The sequence below is a fragment of the Mesorhizobium sp. RCC_202 genome (assembly GCF_041355295.1).
Classification (GTDB): domain Bacteria; phylum Pseudomonadota; class Alphaproteobacteria; order Rhizobiales; family Rhizobiaceae; genus Mesorhizobium.
On record NZ_JBFUPO010000001.1, the window covers coordinates 269822 to 288125 of the forward strand.

The 18304-nt window shown below is 63.4% G+C and carries 15 protein-coding genes; 8 read left to right on the top strand and 7 right to left on the bottom strand.

What is annotated here, in order from left to right:
- Window positions 1–92: 92 nt before the first annotated feature.
- From AB6802_RS01265 to AB6802_RS01275, 3 genes are all read left to right on the top strand, one after another.
- Window positions 93–1085, top strand: a complete 993-nt coding sequence (locus AB6802_RS01265) for an adenosine kinase (RefSeq protein WP_371008180.1) — start codon at window positions 93–95, stop codon at window positions 1083–1085.
- 281 nt (window positions 1086–1366) lie between these two features.
- Entirely contained in the window at window positions 1367–2062 is a 696-nt protein-coding gene (locus AB6802_RS01270) for a hypothetical protein (protein WP_371008181.1), read from the top strand.
- A gap of 376 nt (window positions 2063–2438) precedes the next feature.
- Window positions 2439–3617, top strand: coding sequence for a porin (locus AB6802_RS01275; RefSeq protein ID WP_371008182.1), 1179 nt, complete (start codon window positions 2439–2441; stop codon window positions 3615–3617).
- A 91-nt stretch (window positions 3618–3708) separates the two neighbouring features.
- Here the strand turns inward: AB6802_RS01275 and AB6802_RS01280 are convergent, their stop codons facing one another.
- Window positions 3709–5988 carry an NADP-dependent malic enzyme gene (locus AB6802_RS01280; RefSeq protein WP_371008183.1) on the bottom strand — a complete coding sequence of 760 codons (2280 nt, stop codon included), beginning with the start codon at window positions 5986–5988 and terminating at the stop codon, window positions 3709–3711.
- Between the two features lie 241 nt (window positions 5989–6229).
- Between AB6802_RS01280 and mutS the strand changes: the two genes are divergently transcribed.
- The gene (gene mutS, locus AB6802_RS01285) at window positions 6230–8956 is read left to right on the top strand and encodes a DNA mismatch repair protein MutS (RefSeq protein ID WP_371008184.1); all 2727 of its coding nucleotides are present in this window, start codon (window positions 6230–6232) and stop codon (window positions 8954–8956) included.
- Here the strand turns inward: mutS and AB6802_RS01290 are convergent, their stop codons facing one another.
- Window positions 8957–9541, bottom strand: coding sequence for an isoprenylcysteine carboxylmethyltransferase family protein (locus tag AB6802_RS01290; RefSeq protein ID WP_371008185.1), 585 nt, complete (start codon window positions 9539–9541; stop codon window positions 8957–8959).
- A 70-nt stretch (window positions 9542–9611) separates the two neighbouring features.
- Window positions 9612–10415 (bottom strand): DUF3313 domain-containing protein, encoded by an 804-nt coding sequence (locus AB6802_RS01295; protein WP_371008764.1) that lies wholly within the window; start codon window positions 10413–10415, stop codon window positions 9612–9614.
- A gap of 282 nt (window positions 10416–10697) precedes the next feature.
- Here AB6802_RS01295 and AB6802_RS01300 point away from each other — a divergent pair, with 282 nt between their 5' ends.
- From AB6802_RS01300 to AB6802_RS01310, 3 genes are all read left to right on the top strand, one after another.
- Entirely contained in the window at window positions 10698–11288 is a 591-nt protein-coding gene (locus AB6802_RS01300; RefSeq protein ID WP_371008186.1) for a TetR/AcrR family transcriptional regulator, read from the top strand.
- Window positions 11289–11490: 202 nt separating this feature from the next.
- Window positions 11491–11955 (top strand): DUF1348 family protein, encoded by a 465-nt coding sequence (locus AB6802_RS01305; RefSeq protein ID WP_371008187.1) that lies wholly within the window; start codon window positions 11491–11493, stop codon window positions 11953–11955.
- Between the two features lie 5 nt (window positions 11956–11960).
- Window positions 11961–12530, top strand: a complete 570-nt coding sequence (locus tag AB6802_RS01310) for a TetR/AcrR family transcriptional regulator (protein WP_371008188.1) — start codon at window positions 11961–11963, stop codon at window positions 12528–12530.
- A gap of 11 nt (window positions 12531–12541) precedes the next feature.
- Here AB6802_RS01310 and AB6802_RS01315 read toward each other — a convergent pair whose 3' ends face one another.
- From AB6802_RS01315 to AB6802_RS01330, 4 genes are all read right to left on the bottom strand, one after another.
- Window positions 12542–13375, bottom strand: coding sequence for an MBL fold metallo-hydrolase (locus AB6802_RS01315; RefSeq protein ID WP_371008189.1), 834 nt, complete (start codon window positions 13373–13375; stop codon window positions 12542–12544).
- Window positions 13376–13399: 24 nt separating this feature from the next.
- A complete protein-coding gene (locus tag AB6802_RS01320; protein WP_371008190.1) occupies window positions 13400–14260 on the bottom strand; it encodes an aldo/keto reductase in 861 nt (286 codons plus the stop codon).
- Window positions 14261–14335: 75 nt separating this feature from the next.
- Window positions 14336–14725, bottom strand: coding sequence for a DUF305 domain-containing protein (locus AB6802_RS01325; RefSeq protein WP_371008191.1), 390 nt, complete (start codon window positions 14723–14725; stop codon window positions 14336–14338).
- Between the two features lie 43 nt (window positions 14726–14768).
- Complete coding sequence (locus AB6802_RS01330) at window positions 14769–17270, bottom strand: heavy metal translocating P-type ATPase (protein ID WP_371008192.1); 2502 nt, start codon at window positions 17268–17270, stop codon at window positions 14769–14771.
- Window positions 17271–17424: 154 nt separating this feature from the next.
- Between AB6802_RS01330 and AB6802_RS01335 the strand changes: the two genes are divergently transcribed.
- Window positions 17425–18300, top strand: a complete 876-nt coding sequence (locus tag AB6802_RS01335; RefSeq protein ID WP_371008193.1) for a glycosyltransferase family 25 protein — start codon at window positions 17425–17427, stop codon at window positions 18298–18300.
- Window positions 18301–18304 lie beyond the last annotated feature (4 nt).

Below are 18304 nucleotides of genomic sequence, written 5' to 3' on the forward strand. Positions count from 1 at the left end.
TAGGCAAAGCAACGGCAACTCGCTAGACCGCGCCCGGCCGGCATGCCAGAACACCGGCCAGACAGCCGGATTGGCTCTTGGCGGAGATTTTGATGCCGGAATATGACGTGCTTTGCATCGGCAATGCCATTGTCGACATCATCGCGCAATGCGACGAGGCCTTCCTCGAAACCAACGGCATCATCAAGGGCGCGATGAACCTCATCGACACCCGGCGCGCCGAATTGCTCTACAGCCGCATGGGTCCGGCGATCGAGGCTTCAGGCGGCAGCGCCGGCAACACGGCGGCGGGCGTCGCCAGCCTGGGCGGACGGGCCGCGTTCTTCGGCAAGGTGTCGAACGATGCGCTGGGCGACATCTACGCACACGACATCCATGCCCAAGGCGTTGCCTTCGACACCAAACCGCTCCAGGGCCAGCCGCCGACGGCGCGCTCGATGATCTTCGTCACACCCGACGGCGAGCGGTCGATGAACACTTATCTGGGCGCCTGCGTGGAACTCGGCCCCGAGGACGTCGAGGCCGACAAGGCGGCCGGCGCCAAGGTCACCTATTTCGAAGGCTATCTGTGGGATCCGCCGCGCGCCAAGGAGGCGATACGCCAGACGGCGCGGCTGGCGCATGCGGCCGGACGCGAAGTGTCGATGACGCTGTCGGATAGCTTCTGCGTCGACCGCTACCGCGACGAATTTCTCGATTTGATGCGCTCGGGCACCGTCGACATCGTCTTCGCCAACAGCCACGAGATCAAGTCGCTCTACCAGACCGCGTCGTTCGAGGACGCGCTGGCTGCAATCCGCAAGGACTGCAGAATAGCCGCGGTCACCCGTTCGGAAAAGGGTTCGGTGATCGTGCGCGGCGATGAGACCGTCACCATCAAGGCGACGACGATCAGGGAACTGGTCGACACGACCGGCGCCGGCGACCTCTATGCCGCCGGTTTCCTCTACGGCTACACGACCGGGCGCAGCCTTCGGGAATGCGGCGACCTCGGCTCGCTGGCCGCCGGGCTGGTGATCCAGCAGCTCGGCCCGCGCCCGCGGCAGAATCTGCGCCGGGAGGCCGAGCAGGCGGGACTGCTTTAGAGCAATTCCCGCGGCAAGCTGATAGCAACTGTCGTTACGTCATCATGGCTGGACTCCAAATCGGGGTCTCTGTCGCGCACGTGTCACAGAGCGCTCCTAGTTGGACGATGAGGCGTTCCGTGACTGACATTTCGGCGCGCCCAAAAACCAGGGGTGTGACGATGCAAGCCAGCAATTTGCCGGGCCGCGGTGCTTGTTGCCGCCGTAATTTTTGTTTTCCGCTGTAGAATTTCAACAACCGCCGGCACCTTGAGGAGGAGCGCGGGCCGCACGACGAACGCATGACCAGATTTCAGACCCCGCCCGAGGGGATTTCGCAAGAGACCCTGGCAGGCCTGGTGACCGAAGCGGTGCAACAGGCCCTGATGCAGCATGGCGTGTTGCTGGATGCCGAGGCCCTGGTTTCAGCCAGTGCGCTGGCCGGCAGCATGGCGGCCGCCCTTCCCTTCCTGCCGCAGGCGCAACGCCTTGCCATCGGCTCCTTCAAAGGCGATTGGACCGCGCTTGTCTCGGAATTCTTCGGCACGGTGCCGGCCAGAATCGGGATCGGCGCGCCCGGTCGGGGTTCTGGAAGCATGCCGGCGGAGCTTGGCAGGACCATTGCGCAGACTATCTCTGAGCAAGCCGCTGAGTTGCAGTCGATGCTGATCGAGGACTGGGCCGGCGAGGTCGCCGGCTCGACCTATCTGGAGGAAAAGCTGCGCATCCCCCGCTCGACGCTGCATCGCTGGCAAAGACGCAGCGAGGTCATCGCGTTGCGCAAGGGTGGCCGTAAGCACGTCTTCCCGCTGGCACAATTCATCGACGGCAGGCCGGTTCCGGGCATCAGTGCGGTGCTGTCGGCGATCCCCAATTCCAGGCTCGCCTGGTTCTGGTTGACCCGGCCATCACCCGCGCTCGACCGTCGCGTTCCTATCGAGATGTTGCGGGAGGACCAAGTCGAGGATGTGATCAACGCTGCCCATGCCCTTTCCTGACTCCGGAGTCGATTTTTCCAGAATTACCCGCCTTTTTAGAAAATTATTCGGCAAACTATCCGTCATAAAACTGTAATAATTGGCACATTCGGCACATTTTAGAGATTAACTGACATTTCGAATGCACTTATTGTCCATTATGTCCCATTCTTACAGATATGTGACGTGATATTTTGGCAACAAGACTTTCAGAAGATTCAGAAAGCCGCCTTTATGACACAATCTCTGTTGTGCGCGACCACCATTTAGGTCATGTCGAAGGCGAAGAAGCGGCGCCGGTGCGCGTGCTTTTTCAACGATGGGGACGGGGGATGGCAGGAGAGCCCAAGAGGCCTGCCGAAGCCTGTCTTGAACCTTTGACTGGAGATTCAAGAAAATGAACATCAAGAGCCTTCTTCTCGGCTCCGCTGCGGCCCTGGTCGCAGTTTCGGGCGCCCGCGCCGCCGACGCGGTCACCGTTGCCGAGCCGGAACCGGCCGAATACGTCAAGATCTGCGACGTCTATGGTTCGGGATACTTCTACATCCCCGGCACCGAGACCTGCCTGCGCATCGGCGGCTATCTGCGTTATGACATTGGCGTCGGCGACGCCGGCACGCTGGATGGCGTCAACAACGTTGGCGATCACATGAACGGCGGCGAGCACGACACCTACTACAAGAACATGCGCTTCACGCTGCGCACCTACACCGGTCAGGAAACCGAACTCGGCACGTTGAAGACCTTCACCGAGACCCGCTTCCAGTTCGGCAACAGCAGCGGGGACTATGACGGAAGCAGCTCCACTGGCTGGCAGGCTGCCAATACCAAGGCGGATGGAACCAGCAAGACCTCGCTCAACTTCGCGTGGATCCAGCTCGGCGGCCTGCGCGTCGGTAAGGATGAAACGGCCTATGACCAGTTCATCGGTTATGCTGGCAACGTCATTCAGGACACGATCATCCCGTACGGCATCAAGGACACCAACGTCGTCCAGTATAATTTCGATGCGGGCAACGGCATCACCGGCGTGGTCTCGCTCGAAGAAGGCACTGCTGCCAACACGATCGACAGCTATGTTCCGCATGTCGTCGGTGGCTTGAAGTACAAGGCCGGCTGGGGTGCGATCACCGGCGTCGTTGCCTATGACAGCAACTATGAGGAAGTGTCCGGCAAGGTCCGCCTGGACGTCAACGTGTCCAAGGAACTGTCGCTGTTCGTCATGGGCGGCTACGGCACCGACGACAATTCCAAGGACGACGCTCACAACGCCATCGACGTCCATGGCCGCACTCAGTACAAGCCGTGGGGTGGCAATTGGGCCGTCTGGGGCGGCGGCACCTACAAGTTCAATGAGAAGACCGCGTTCAACGTCCAGGCTTCGGCCGACGACGACAAGAACTACGCTCTCGCCGCGAACGTCGCCTACACGATCGTGCCTGGCTTCACGATCACGACCGAAGTCGATTGGGATCACTTTGGTCGCTTCAACGAAAAGACCATCTACGGCAACTTCACCCATGCCAACAAGAAAGACAGCGTCGGCGGCATCGTCCGCTTCCAGCGCAATTTCTGATCGAGCCTTCGAACCTAAAGAAAGGGCCCGCGGCGATGCCGCGGGCCTTTCTCATTGATCCGGGGCAGGCGGTCGAGCTGGGGCGTGCGCCTCAGTTCCCCGCGGTATAAGCGGCGATGGCCGCCATGTTGACGATGTCGCTATCCTTGGCGTTCAACGAGACGATCTGGACCGGCTTGTTGAGGCCGACCAGCAGCGGGCCGATGACGGTCGAGCCGCCGAGCTCCTGCAGCATCTTGGTCGAGATCGAGGCCGAGTGGAACGCCGGCATGATCAAGACATTGGCCGGGCCGGTGAGCCGGATGAACGGGTATTGCGCCATGGCGCGCGGGTTGAGCGCCACGTCGGCGGCCATCTCGCCGTCATATTCGAAATCGACGCGGCGCTTGTCGAGGATGCGCACCGCTTCCATCACACGCTCGGAGCGCTCGCCCTGCGGATGGCCGAAGGTCGAGTAGGCAAGCATGGCGAGCCTCGGCTCATAGCCCATGCGGCGGGCAAAGCCGGCCGCTTCCTCGGCGATGTCGGCGATCTGCTCGGCATTGGGCATATCGTGCACGGCGGTGTCGGCGACCAGGACTGTCTTGCCCCGCGCCAGCACGATCGAGACACCGATCACTCGGTGGCCGGGCTTGGCGTCGATGATGCGGCGCACATCGTCGAGCGCGGTCGAATAGTTGCGGGTGACGCCGGTGACGATGCCGTCGGCGTCGCCCAGCGCCACCATGCAGGCGGCGAAATGGTTGCGGTCGTTGTTGATCAGGCGCTGGCAGTCGCGGAACAGAAACCCCTTCCGCTGCATGCGCTCGTAGAGATAGTCGGTGTAGATGCCGTTGCGGCGCGACAGGCGGGCGTTGATGATCTCGATGCCCTGCTTGTTCAAGTCGATGCCGGCATTCCTGGCATTGTCCTTGATGACATCGTCGCGGCCGAGCAGGATCGCCGTGCCGAGCCTCTGGTTCACATAGGACACGGCGGCGCGCATCACCTGCTCCTCCTCGCCTTCGGCGAAGACGATGCGCTTGGGCTGGCGGCGCACGCGGTCGTAGATGCGCTGCAAGGTCGAGGCGATCGGGTCACGCCGGGCGGACAGTTCCTGCGCATAGCGGTCGAGGTCGAGGATCGGCTTGCGGGCAACGCCGGACTCCATCGCGGCCTTGGCGACCGCGAGCGGGATTGCCGAGATCAGGCGCGGGTCGAAAGGCACGGGAATGATGTAGTTGGGGCCGAATTTCGGCCGATTGCCCTGATAGGCGGCGGCGACGTCGTCGGGCACGTCCTGACGGGCAAGCTCGGCCAGCGCGCGGGCCGCGGCGATCTTCATGTCATCGTTGATGGTGGTGGCCCTGACATCCAGCGCACCGCGGAAAATGTAGGGGAAGCCGAGCACGTTGTTGACCTGGTTCGGATAGTCCGAGCGGCCGGTGGCCATGATCGCATCGGTGCGGATCTCGGCGACTTCCTCCGGCGTGATCTCCGGATCGGGGTTGGCCATGGCGAAGATGATCGGATTCTTGGCCATCGACTGCACCATGGCGGTGGTCAGCGCGCCCTTGGCGGAGAGGCCGAGGAAGACGTCGGCGCCGTCGAGTGCCTCGGCGAGACTGCGCGTGTCGGTCTTGACCGCATGCGCCGACTTCCACTGGTTCATGCCTTCGGTGCGGCCCTGATAGACCACGCCCTTGGTGTCGCACAAAATGATGTTTTCGGGCGCGAAGCCCATCGCCTTCATCAGTTCGATGCAAGCGATGCCGGCCGCACCGGCGCCGTTGCAGACCATCTTCGTGGTCTTCATGTCGCGGCCGGTAATCTCCAGCGCATTGATCAGACCGGCGGCCGAGATGATGGCGGTGCCGTGCTGGTCGTCATGGAAGACCGGAATGTCCATCAGCTCGCGCAGGCGCTGCTCGATGATGAAGCATTCCGGCGCCTTGATGTCCTCGAGGTTGATGCCGCCGAAGGAAGGCCCGAGGAAGCGCACGCAATTGATAAACTCGTCGGCATCCTCGGTGTCGACCTCGAGGTCGATGGAATCAACATCGGCGAAGCGCTTGAACAGCACCGCCTTGCCTTCCATCACCGGCTTGGACGCCAGCGCGCCGAGATTGCCGAGGCCGAGGATGGCGGTGCCGTTGGAGATGACCGCGACCATATTGCCGCGCGTCGTGTAGTCGAAAGCGCGGCTCGGATCCTCGGCGATGGCGCGCACCGGCACGGCAACGCCCGGCGAATAGGCAAGGCTGAGGTCGCGCTGCGTCGCCATCGGCTTGGTGGCGACAATCTCCAGCTTGCCGGGCCGTCCCATGGCGTGGAATTCCAGCGCCTCCTCTGGGCTGACGGAGGGGCCGCTGTTTTCGGTTTTCCTGGCCATGATGCTTTCCGATTTCCTCGCCTTCACGCGGCACCGCTTGAATGGGTGCTTCCTTATGGATTCCAGGACTAAGGCTACAGGCGGCGGCTGTAAACCGGCAAGCCCGGCAAAGCTGCTTCAACGCCGACAGGGTTGCTCGGCCGACACGTTGCGACTCCAACTGGCGGCATCACCAGCGCTTTCCCCTGCTTTTCGAGCACCCGGCATTAAACCGCGCTGGCCGATCTGCTAGCGTTGCGGCATGAACATGCATATGCCGACCGACCCCGAGGAGACAACGACGCCAGCGCCCGCCACGGGCGGGGTGACGCCGATGATGGAACAGTTCATCGAGATCAAGGCGGCAAACCCGGATTCGCTGCTGTTTTACCGCATGGGCGATTTCTACGAGCTGTTCTTCGACGACGCGGAGAAGGCAAGCCAGGCGCTCGGCATCGTCTTGACCAAGCGCGGCAAGCACCAGGGTCACGACATTCCGATGTGCGGCGTGCCGGTGCATGCGGCGGACGACTATCTGCAGAAACTGATCGCACAAGGCTTTCGCGTCGCCGTCTGCGAGCAGATCGAGGATCCGGCGGAAGCCAAGAAACGCGGTTCGAAATCGGTGGTGCGGCGCGACGTCGTGCGGCTCGTCACACCCGGCACCATCACCGAAGACAAGCTGCTGGCGCCGTCGGAATCGAGTTTTTTGATGGCGCTGGGCCGGGTAAAGGCAGGCAATGTTGCCCAAGGCAGCTTCGCGCTCGCCTGGATCGACATCTCGACAGGCGCGTTCCGGGTCGCCGAGACGACGGCCGACCGGCTGCTTGCCGATATCTTCCGCGTCGATCCACGCGAGCTGATCGTGGCCGAGCCGGTGTTCCACGACCCGGAGTTGCGGCCGGTCTTCGATGTGCTTGGTCGCGTCGCCAGCCCGCAGCCGCCGTCGCTGTTCGATTCGGCATCGGCGACGGGCCGCATCGCCCGCTTCTTCGAGGTGGCGACGCCGGACAGTTTCGGCACGTTCTCGCGCGCCGAATTGTCGGCGATCTCGGGCGCCATTGCCTATGTCGAGAAGACGCAGAAGGCCGAGCGGCCGCCGCTGTCGCGCCCGGAACGCGAAGAGGCCGGCTCGACGCTGTTCATCGACCCGGCGACGCGCGCCAATCTGGAGCTGCTGCGCACGCTGTCGGGCAGCCGCGAAGGCTCGCTGTTCAAGGCGATCGACCGAACGGTGACAGGCGGCGGCGCCAGGCTGCTGGCCGACCGGCTGATGGCGCCGCTCACCGATCCGGCGGCGATCGGAGCAAGGCTGGATTCGGTGTCGTTCTTCCGCGCCGAGACCAGGCTTTGCCAGGGCTTGCGGACCAGCCTCAAAAGCGTTGCCGACATGCCAAGGGCGTTATCGCGGCTGGCGCTCAACCGCGGTGGCCCGCGCGACCTCGGCGCGCTCAGCGCCGGCTTCGAGGCAGCCGGCGCGATCGCCGGTTTGCTGGCCGGGACCGCCCTGCCCGCTGAATTGGCGGCGGCGTTGTCGGCAATCAACACCTTGCCGGAAGCGCTTGCCCGGCACCTTGGCGACGCGCTCGACGACGAACTGCCGCTCATCAAGCGCGACGGCGGCTTCGTGCGCGGCGGCTATCACGCCGAACTCGACGAGATGCGGGCGCTGCGCGACGAGTCGCGAAAGGTCATCGCCGGGCTGGAACGCTCGCTTATCGAGGAGACCGGCATCCGCTCGCTGAAAATCCGGCACAACAATGTGCTGGGTTACTACATCGAGGTGACCGCAAACCATCATGCCATCATGACCGGCAGCGATGCGGTGAAGGCGCGCTTCATCCATCGCCAGACCATGGCCAACGCCATGCGCTTCACCACGACCGAGCTGGCGGAACTGGAATCGAAGATTGCCAACGCCGCCGACAAAGCGCTCGGCATCGAGCTCGCCACCTTCGACCGGCTCACCGCCGAAGTCGTGAGCGAGGCCGACAGCATCCGCGCCGGCGCCGAGGCGCTTGCCGTGCTCGACGTGTCCGCTGCGCTGGCGCTGCTTTCCGAAAGCGAGGGCTGGTGCCGGCCCGTCGTCGATGCCAGCCTCGCCTTCGAGATTGCCGGTGGGCGGCACCCGGTGGTCGAACAGGCGCTGCGGCGCTCGGGCGAAGGCCCGTTCGTCGCCAATGATTGCGACCTCTCGCCGGAGGGGAGTGCCAGGAACGGCGTGATCTGGCTGCTGACCGGGCCCAACATGGGCGGTAAGTCGACGTTCCTGCGGCAAAATGCGCTGATCGCCATTCTTGCCCAGACCGGCTCCTTCGTACCGGCAACATCGGCCCATATCGGCGTCGTCGACCGGCTGTTTTCGCGCGTCGGCGCCTCGGACGATTTGGCGCGCGGCCGCTCGACCTTCATGGTCGAGATGGTCGAGACGGCGGCGATCCTCAACCAGGCCGGCGAGCGGGCGCTGGTGATCCTCGATGAGATCGGCCGCGGCACCGCGACGTTCGACGGTCTGTCGATCGCCTGGGCGGCGGTCGAATACCTGCATGAGAAGAACCGCTGCCGGGCGATCTTTGCCACGCATTTCCACGAGATGACGGCGCTGGCCGGCAAACTGCCCCGTCTCTTCAACGTCACCATGCGGGTCAAGGAATGGGAAGGCGAGGTCGTCTTCCTGCACGAGGTCGGCAAGGGAGCCGCCGACCGCTCCTATGGCGTGCAGGTGGCGCGGCTCGCAGGCCTGCCCGAATCCGTGGTGGCTCGCGCCAAGGAAGTCCTCCACCAGCTGGAAGAAGGCGAAGTCTCCGGCAAGACGAACCGGTTGGTCGACGACCTGCCGCTGTTTTCGGTGGCGCTGAAGCGCGAGACGCCGAAGCCGGCGAAGAGCGACGTGCTGGGCGAGGCGCTCGTTGCGATCAATCCCGACGAGATGACGCCGCGCGAGGCGCTCGACGCGCTCTACCGGCTGAAGGGGCTGGCGGGACGATAATCAAAACAATTGAAACATCGGCGTCACCAATTTTGCCGATCTGAGCCAGTCGAGCAGCTCGACCGCCAACAGCGCCACAAGGAAATAAGAGCTGTCGATGGCGGTTCGTCTCAGCGTCGCCGGGTCGAACATGACGGGAGAGGGTTGCGGCGCCTCATCGTCATTGCGCCGCAGGCGCGGGAAGAAGGCCGGGACGCTTCGACAATAGCGCCAGTAGGCCTCCCCGAAAATGGTGTCCAGCACGATCGCTTCACGCGTCGCGACATAGGAAAAGACCAGATAGGTGAAAGCGAACAGAAACGCCGAAACGGTCAACGACCCGAATGTCAGCCCGACGCCGGCCAGCCCGAGGGCCGAGAAGAAGTAGAGAGGGTTGCGCGTATAGGCATAAGGGCCGGCAATGACGAGTTCGCGGTTCTTGCGCCCGCCTACATACAGGGATGCCCAGCAGCGCCCACCAATGCAGATGAGGATAAGCACGGTGCCCAGAAACTCCAGCGCCTCGCGGCCGTCTTGCGGCCAGGCGCTCTCCGCAAGCAGGACCGGCGCCAGGACGAAGGGAGCAGCCAACCAAAGCAGCCGCATCCTTCTGCCCTGTTGAAAAGCCGAGACGGAAACCGGCGGTAAGGACTTCTTCTGCATTTTGGCCATCGCCTCAGTCAGTGGCAAGTATCGCCGCTCCCTTATCGGTCCAGGAGGGAGGCGCCCCGACCCGGTCGCCGAGGAAGCCGACGAGACCGGGCGACTTTCCGAAGGACTTGCAGGCGGGATATTTGGGCCCGCCGCCGAACATGGCGCGCAGTTCGGCCTTGGTCGGCAGCGACGGCAGCTTGCTGAACGGCGTCTTGCCGGTGATCAGGAGCTTGCTGAAATCGCCGCCGAACTTCGCCGCCAGATCGTAGGCGTCGCCCTCGCGGGCAACCCGGCCGGAATCCAACAAGGCGTTGGCGCCGCGCCCCCAGATCATGGCCGCCGCCTGCTTGCCGTTGTCGCCGATCGCCTCGGCTTCGAGCGACAGGCTGCCCAGTCCGATCGGCAAGCGCGGAACAGGAACGTGCATCTCCGGCAGCGCGACGGAAACCGCCGTGGATGCCACTTTCGAAACGCCAACCGCCAGCGCGTTCGTCGGCGTCACATGCGTCACCATGGCGTGGACCGTCAGATCGGCCGGCTCGGTCAGGTCTACGACCCGGAAGCGCTGGCTCAAGCCCGAACAGAGCGTCCTGTCGACAGCGTTGGTGACAAGGCTCCGCTGGGCTTGGGTCAATGTCGATTTTCCGACAGCGGGCTGCGAAAAGCCCGTCGGAATGATCCGGACGGTTTTTGCCGCAAGCACATCGTCCTTGCTTACCCGCATCAGCGAGTGGGCCAACAAACTGTCGGACGGTTTCAGCTCGTCATAGGATTGCAGCGAGCCTACCTGGTCCAGAGGCGCGGACGCGCAGCCGACCGCAAGCATGCTCAAGACCAGCACAAATGGCCAGATAGCGCGGTGGTCCGCATGGCCTGCCCGCAACTTGACGAGACCACGATCAATGTAAGCCTCGCGACGGGAACGCAAGCAAGCTGCCATGGATGCCTCTGTCTGGGTGCGCCCGGTCAGGCGAGTTGGCGGGATATCAATAATTGCACTGAGTGCAATTAATTAATGGCGTCATTATGGCGAGACGCGATGACAGGGACTTGAACCTGCACCGAATTTCTTGTCGCATTCGAGGGTGTTTCATGACAGGAGCGCAGCATGGGTGATGCGCCAAAACCGGAAGGCCTGCGCGAGCGGAAGCGGCGGGAGACATCCCACCGCATCGCCGTGGCTGGCCTGAACGCTTTCTTGGCCAATGGCTACGACGCGACCACGCTTGACGAGATAGCCGCGGCCGCCGGCATCTCGCGGCGAACGTTCTTCCACTATTTCAAGAGCAAGGACGAAGTTCTGCTGGCGTCTCTGGGCAACTACGCGAGCATGGTCAAAGCCATGATCCTTGCCGAGCCACCGAGCGGATCGGCGATGGACATTGCCCGCGGTGCGTTGCTCAATCTTGCCGGCAGCTTCCAGGCATCAGAAATGATGGCCACGGCCAAGCTCATGCGGGAAAGCAAAACGCTGCGCTCGCGCACGCATGCGGGCTACCTGCAGCTCGAGCAAGCTATCTTCGACGGCTTATCCGAGTTGCGGCCGGACGAGGCACGCAACAGTCTGCGGCTGGTTTCCCTGGTGGCGGTCGTGGCATTGCGCCTGGCTGTCGAAACATGGCAGCAGCAAAACGCCAGGCATCCGCTGGCAGAACATGTCCGCGATGCCTTCGAAAGGCTGAAAGCCGAGATTCGATAAGTCAGCCGCCTAAAGCAATTCCAGGAAAGTGCGCAGCGGTTTTCCGTCCGGAATTGCGCAAAAACAAAGAGTTGGAGCAGGGCAGCGATCCTATCAAACGCTGAACAGCTTTAAGGTGTCGCAAAGAACACAAGCGGTGTTGACTCATTGTACCGATCAGTACAATATCGGCTCTCGACGATCGAAATCGACAGGAGATCTCATGAGCCGTCCGCCCTTGCCGCCGTTCACGGCCGAGACCGCCGCGCAAAAGGCGCGGCTCGCCGAAGACGCCTGGAACAGCCGCGACCCGGAGCGGGTTTCGCTTGCCTATACCGAGAACAGCGTCTGGCGGAACCGGGCTGAATTTGTTTCCGGCAGAAGCGAGATCGTCGGCTTCCTCACCCGCAAATGGGCGCGCGAGCTCGACTATCGCCTGATCAAGGAAGTCTGGACCTGGAACGAAAACCGCATCGCGGTGCGCTTTGCCTATGAGTGGCGCGACGACAGCGGCCACTGGTTCCGCTCCTACGGCAATGAGAACTGGGAATTCGACGAAGCCGGGCTGATGCGCCGTCGCGTCGCCAGCATCAACGATCTGCCTATCGCCGAGAGCGAGCGCAAGTATCACTGGCCGCTCGGCCGTCGGCCGGACGATCATCCGGGCCTGACCGAACTTGGGCTCTAGGGCGGATGCGGCGCATCGCGCCTGACCGCGACCAATTGCTGGCGACAGTGGCCGAGGTGTTTCGCGAGCACGGCTATGAAGGCGCCAGCCTGGCCCTGATCGGTCAGGCAACCGGACTGGGCAAGGGAAGCCTCTACCACTTCTTTCCCGGCGGCAAGGAAGAGATGGCAGGGGCCGTCATTGCCCATGTCGATGGCTGGTTCGAGGAGAATATCTTCGCACCGCTGCTCGACGGCGCCGACCCACGTGCAGGAATCGAGCATATGCTCGAGGCGACCGACCGGTATTTCCATTCCGGTCGCCGTGTCTGCCTGATCGGCGCCTTCGCGCTCGATGAATCGCGGGACCTCTTCGCCAGCCCGATCCGCGACTATTTCGGCCGCTGGGTCACACGTCTCGCCGATGCGCTGGCGCGGGCCGGACATGGAAAAGCCGAGGCGGCGGAACTTGCCGAAGAGGCCGTGGCAGCCATCCAGGGCGCGCTCACGCTTGCCCGCGCCGCTGACGACGCGGCAGTGTTTTCGCGCTCCCTGCGCAGGGTGCGGATGCGTCTGGAGATACCGGCAGGGAGGTAGCTCCGAGCGGCCTACAAGGGTTCGAAGCGGAAGCCTTTTTCGGTTCGGAAAACCCGGCCCACCCCTGGTGAATCCAGATGCGCTCCCGCAACGAAACAGGCGTTGTCGGCGGCAAGGGCCAGCAGTCGCAATCGACTTGCGCGCGCCTGCTCCTGGTCGGCGTCGAATTCCCACGCCACCTCCGGGCGATCGAACTGAAGCGACGGCACGTGCACGGTGTCGCCCCAGATCAACAGCGTTTCGCCCCCGCTCGCAACGCGAAAGCAGGTGTGGCCGACTTCATGGCCGTGAGCGGCCATCGTCTCGATATTCGTGCTCAGGCGCTGTCCTGCTTCGAAAGGCTGCGCGCGATCATGGAAACGCTTCAGCCGCGCCTCTGCCCGGAACATGTCGAGCTCCGGTCGAGGCACAAGCAGGCGGGAAAGCAGTGGGAAGCCGTCTCGACCATCGGCGAGGATGAGCCCGTGGATATGGTCGAGATGGGTGTGGGTGAAGGCAACCGTGCGTATTCGCTCGACGGCGATCTTCGCCTCGCTCAGCGCCTGCGGCAGAAACCCCATGCTCGGATGCCAGGCGTTCGAAGAGCCGGTGTCGATCAGCGAGATGTCCTGGCCGTCATCGATGGCAAAGGCGTTGACGGACAGTCTGAGCATACCTTCGACCAGTTGCACCTGCGCCGGGAGATCGTCGCCGTAAGGCTTGTCTCCCGGCTGGCGCAGCCGCTTGATAGGCATGTCGACATAACCGTCGCGCAACGACGTGACGGTTATATCTCCGATCTTGTAGGTCGTGTGAAAAGGCCCGGCTGAAATTCGTTCCAATGCTTGCTCTCTGTTTGCCGTCAATTCCGGATTTAGCTCCGAGGAGCCTCAGATCATTTCCAGGCCACGCTTGCGCGTCGGCGGCGGGAAGGCGCGGTCGAGGTCGGCGAAGTCTTGCGCCGTCAGGCTGATATCGAGCGCGGCGGCGTTCTGGCGGACATGCTCCTGCCGGCTGGCCTTCGGGATAGCGATAACACCCGGTTGCGCCATCACCCAGGCGAGCGCCACCTGCGCGGCCGTGGCGTTGTGGCGCGAAGCCACGGCTTCCAGCCTGGCATTGCGGGCAAGCGCGCCCTGCTCGACGGGCGAATACGCCATCAACGGGATGCCGCGCTTCAGGCTCCAGGGCGCGAGGTCGAATTCAGGGCCGCGCCGCGAGAGATTGTAGAGCACCTGGTTGGTCTGGACATTGCCGCCATCGGCCAAGCCGACCAGATCCTCCATCTCGTCTGTGTCGAAGTTGCTGACGCCCCAATGACGGATCTTGCCGGCCTTCTTCAAAGTCTCGAAGGCTTCGACCGTTTCGGACAGCGGCACGCTGCCCGGCCAATGCAGCAGATAAAGATCGATGCGGTCGGTGCCGAGACGTTTCAGGCTGTTCTCGCAAGACCGTTTGACGCCGGCCCGCGAGGCGTTGGAGGGCAGCACCTTGGAGACCAGGAAGATCTCGTCGCGGCGCCCTTCCATAGCCTGCGCCACGACCTCCTCCGAGCCGCCGCTGGCATACATCTCCGCCGTGTCGATCAGCGTAATGCCGAGGTCGAGCCCGAGCTTGAGCGCCGCGACCTCATCGTCGCGGCGGCGCCGGTCCTCGCCCATCTTCCAGGTGCCTTGACCCAGCACCGGAACGGTTTCGCCGGACGGTAGCTTCAAGGTTCTGATCGACGAGGGACTGGTTGACGGGGGCATGGCTTTCTCCGCGTAGGGCCGGATCGCAGCACCGGCTCGATCGAAAATCCAGACCGAAGTCCTCGCCCCGAAAGGCTACTTCGCCGGATGCTTGGCGAGCCAGTCCCGCATTTGTTTGATCTCGGCCTCCTGCGCCGTGACGACGCCTTCGGCCAGCTTGCGGATTTCCGGATCCTTGCCATTGGCGATCACCACCTTGGCCATGTCGATAGCGCCCTGATGATGCGGGATCATGCCGCGGACGAAATCGACATCGGCATTGCCGGTGTATTTGATCATCATGTCCTTGTGCATCTTGTCCATCGCCTTCCTGTAGCCCGCGGTGGCGGGGCTTTGCGCGCCCATCGCCATCTTGGACATGTCGTGCTTCATCTCCTCCGAAGAGGCGGGCACGCTTTCGAGGAATACCGCAAGCAGCATTCCCGCCGCCATCAACAGCAGCACGATTTTCTTGGCCAAGGTCATTCAAGTCTCCTTTGTGGTTGGGTTTCGTATCTGGGGGTTTTGCTCAGAGTTTCAACGTTCTCAGCCGCAAGGCGTTGGCGATGACGGACACCGACGACAGGCTCATCGCCGCAGCGGCCAGCATCGGCGACAACAGCGTGCCGGTGAGCGGATAAAGCACGCCGGCCGCGACCGGCACGCCGAGCACATTGTAGAGGAAGGCAAAGAACAGGTTCTGGCGGATATTGCGAAGCGTCGCCTGGGCAAGCGTGCGGGCTCGCACGATGCCGTTGAGATCGCCCTTAACCAGCGTGATGCCGGCGCTTTCGACGGCGACATCGGCGCCGGTACCCATGGCGATGCCGACATCGGCGCTGGCCAGCGCCGGCGCATCGTTGACGCCGTCGCCAGCCATCGCAACGCCGGCGCCTTTGCCGCGCAGTTCATCCACCAATGCGCTCTTTCCTTCCGGAAGCAAGCCGGCGCGCACCTCGTCGATGCCGAGCTTGCTCGCAATCGCGCGAGCGGTACGCTCGTTGTCGCCGGTCGCCATGATGATACGCAGGCCCTTGTCATGCAGGGCTCTGATCGCCTCGGCCGTGGTCGCCTTGACGGGATCGGCAACGGCAACGACGCCTGCGAATGCGCCATCGACAGCGACGAACATCGCCGTCTTGCCCTCGGACTGCATCGCCTCGGCATTGGCCGCCGATGTTTCGACCCCGAGGTCGGCCATCATCGCGGCATTGCCCAATGCGACCTTTCTGCCCGAAACCGTGCCGGAAACGCCCTTGCCGGTGACCGCCACGAAGTTCTGGGCGTCCGCCACCTTCACACCGCGAGCGGCCGCGCCCTCGACGATCGCTTCGGCGAGCGGGTGCTCCGAACCCTTTTCGAGCGCGGCGGCGAGCGACAGCAATTCGTTCTCGTCGATACCGTCAAAGGCGACAATATCGGTCAGTCGCGGCCGGCCTTCGGTCAAGGTACCGGTCTTGTCGACGATCAACGTGTCGACGGAGGCAAAACGCTCGAGTGCCGCCGCTTCCTTGATCAGCACGCCGGCATGCGCGCCGCGACCGGTCGCGGTCATGATCGACATCGGCGTCGCAAGGCCGAGCGCGCAGGGGCAGGCAATGATCAGCACCGATACGGCCGAGACGATGGCGAAGACCAGGCTCGGCTCAGGGCCGAAAAGTGCCCAGGCGACGAAGGCCACAATGGCGACCAGAACAACCGCCGGGACGAAATAGAAAGACACGCGGTCGGCCAAGCCCTGGATCGGCGCGCGCGAACGTTGCGCTTGGGCGACCAGCTCGACAATGCGCGACAGCGTCGTCTCGGCGCCGACCTTGTCGGCGCGCATGATCAGTGAACCGTGCTTGTTCAACGTGCCGCCGGTAAGGGTGTCGCCTTCGTTCTTTTCGACCGGCAGCGGCTCGCCGGTGATCATCGATTCATCGATCGCCGAACGACCTTCCAGCACCATGCCATCGACCGGCACGGCGTCGCCGGGACGGAGGCGCAGGCGGTCGCCCGTCTTGACGCCGTCGAGCGGAACGTCCTTCTCGGAGCCATCGACGCCGATCAGCCGCGCCGTTTTCGGTGCAAGGTCGAGCAGGGCTCGGATGGCCGAGCCGGTCCGCTCGCGGGCTCTGAGCTCCAGAACCTGGCCGAGGAAAACCAGCGCCACGATGACGGCGGCCGCCTCGAAATAGACGGGGACGGCGCCGTCGTGGTCACGGAACTGATGCGGAAAGACATCCGGGAACGGCGTCGCGACAAGGCTGAATAGATAGGCAGCGCCGACGCCGAGCGAAATCAGCGTCCACATGTTGGGGCTGCGGTTGAGGATCGATTCCCAGCCGCGATGGAAGAACGGAAACGCCGCCCACAGCACCACCGGGCTCGCCAGCGCCAGTTCCAGCCAGGTCTTTTCCCGGCCATCGATAAAGCTTTCCAAGCTGACGCCCAGCATCGGCGCCATGGCAATGACCAGCAGCGGCAAGGAGAGTGCGGCGCTGGCCCAGAACCGCCGCGTGAAATCGATAAGCTCCGGGTTAGGCCCCTGTTCGCCGGTCGGCACGCCCATCGGCTCCAGCGCCATGCCGCAGATCGGGCAGGAGCCGGGCTTGTCGCGGACGATCTCGGGATGCATTGGGCAGGTGTATTGGGTGCCCTTCGGCGGCGGCTGCTGTTCCGGCTGGCCAGCAAGGTATTTCGTCGGCTCCGCGTCGAACTTGGCCTTGCAGCCCGCCGAGCAGAAGTAGAAGCCTTGGCCTTGATAGCGTGAAAAATGCTTCGCGCTGGCGCGGTCGACGCTCATGCCACAAACCGGATCGGTGGCCGTCAGGTAATTTTCGGGATCGGCAACGAATTTCGTGCGGCAGCGCTCGCTGCAGAAATGAAAACCCCGCCCGCCACGCTCGGCCGTCGGCTTGCCAGCGGCCGGATCGACAATCATGCCGCAGACAGGATCGCGCGTAATTGTTCCGGCGGCCGGCGCAGCTTCCTTAGCGGCGCAGCAGGACGCGCCATGGCCATGATGATGATGGTCGGAATGGGTCATGCTGTACGCCTCGGAATTCTCGAATTGAGGCTGAGGTAGTCCTTCCAGTAACTGGAAGGTCAAGGGCCGATTTTCGATTTTCCAGCCGCGCCGCCGCGAACACCGACCGACAAGCCGCGCCAATTAAAATCGATATCACGCCATGGCCGGTGTTATGGACATCGCCGTTTTTTGGTTGCATCAAGTCCGCCGGATGAAATGCCTCGTCATCAATCTCGACCGGTCCAGCGATCGGCTCGCCCACGTGGCGGCCGAATTCGACGGGATCGGGATTTCGTTCGAGCGAATCGCGGCTGTCGATGCGCGCGGTCGGCTGGACCTTGCCTCGATGCAGCAGTTGACGGGGCACGTCTCGCAGTCGCGCCTGACCGATGCCGAGATCGCATGCCTGCTCAGCCACAGGGTCTGCTGGTCGATCATAGCCGCCGGCGACGACGCTCATGTTGCCGTGTTTGAGGATGACGTCGTGTTCGCGTCCGCGGCCGGCGCCCTGCTTGCCGATGCAGGTTGGATCCCCGCCGATGCCGATATCGTCAAGCTGGAAACCTTCTTCTGGCCGGCCATGATCGGTCCCCGGCGCATCGCGGCCGGCCACGGGTTTTCGCTAAACAGGCTGTACAACCCGCATCTTGGCTGCGCGGGCTACATCGTGTCGAAGCGGATCGCCGGCGCCCTCGTCGACGCCACCAAGGAGATCGACATGCCGGTCGATCACGTGATCTTCGATCCGGTTCGCCAACGTCGGCCCGTCCGGAAAATCTATCAGCTCAGTCCAGCTTTGTGCGTGCAGAAGCAGCATCTCGAGGACGGCGCCCAGCTGCCGAGCCTGATCCCGGACGACCGGGACGGGTCGGGCACCGCGGTCAAGCCGCGACTATCCACGATGGCGAGGATGAAACGCGAGGTCGAGCGGCTCGCGCGCCAGCTCTACAGGATCTGCCGGCTGCAATTTTCGTCGATCGTGCCATTCGATCACCATGGCGAGCGAATGTACCGGCCCCATACACAGCGCGGGGAAAACGCGCTATAGACGC

Excerpts from the sequence above, each read along its gene's own strand:
- AB6802_RS01265 (WP_371008180.1), top strand. The coding sequence starts at position 93 with ATGCCGGAATATGACGTGCTTTGCATCGGCAATGCCATTGTCGACATC.
- AB6802_RS01270 (WP_371008181.1), top strand. The coding sequence starts at position 1,367 with ATGACCAGATTTCAGACCCCGCCCGAGGGGATTTCGCAAGAGACCCTG.
- AB6802_RS01275 (WP_371008182.1), top strand. The coding sequence starts at position 2,439 with ATGAACATCAAGAGCCTTCTTCTCGGCTCCGCTGCGGCCCTGGTCGCA.
- AB6802_RS01280 (WP_371008183.1), bottom strand. The coding sequence starts at position 5,988 with ATGGCCAGGAAAACCGAAAACAGCGGCCCCTCCGTCAGCCCAGAGGAG.
- mutS (WP_371008184.1), top strand. The coding sequence starts at position 6,230 with ATGAACATGCATATGCCGACCGACCCCGAGGAGACAACGACGCCAGCG.
- AB6802_RS01290 (WP_371008185.1), bottom strand. The coding sequence starts at position 9,541 with ATGCGGCTGCTTTGGTTGGCTGCTCCCTTCGTCCTGGCGCCGGTCCTG.
- AB6802_RS01295 (WP_371008764.1), bottom strand. The coding sequence starts at position 10,415 with ATGCTTGCGGTCGGCTGCGCGTCCGCGCCTCTGGACCAGGTAGGCTCG.
- AB6802_RS01300 (WP_371008186.1), top strand. The coding sequence starts at position 10,698 with ATGGGTGATGCGCCAAAACCGGAAGGCCTGCGCGAGCGGAAGCGGCGG.
- AB6802_RS01305 (WP_371008187.1), top strand. The coding sequence starts at position 11,491 with ATGAGCCGTCCGCCCTTGCCGCCGTTCACGGCCGAGACCGCCGCGCAA.
- AB6802_RS01310 (WP_371008188.1), top strand. The coding sequence starts at position 11,961 with ATGCGGCGCATCGCGCCTGACCGCGACCAATTGCTGGCGACAGTGGCC.
- AB6802_RS01320 (WP_371008190.1), bottom strand. The coding sequence starts at position 14,260 with ATGCCCCCGTCAACCAGTCCCTCGTCGATCAGAACCTTGAAGCTACCG.
- AB6802_RS01325 (WP_371008191.1), bottom strand. The coding sequence starts at position 14,725 with ATGACCTTGGCCAAGAAAATCGTGCTGCTGTTGATGGCGGCGGGAATG.
- AB6802_RS01330 (WP_371008192.1), bottom strand. The coding sequence starts at position 17,270 with ATGACCCATTCCGACCATCATCATCATGGCCATGGCGCGTCCTGCTGC.
- AB6802_RS01335 (WP_371008193.1), top strand. The coding sequence starts at position 17,425 with ATGGACATCGCCGTTTTTTGGTTGCATCAAGTCCGCCGGATGAAATGC.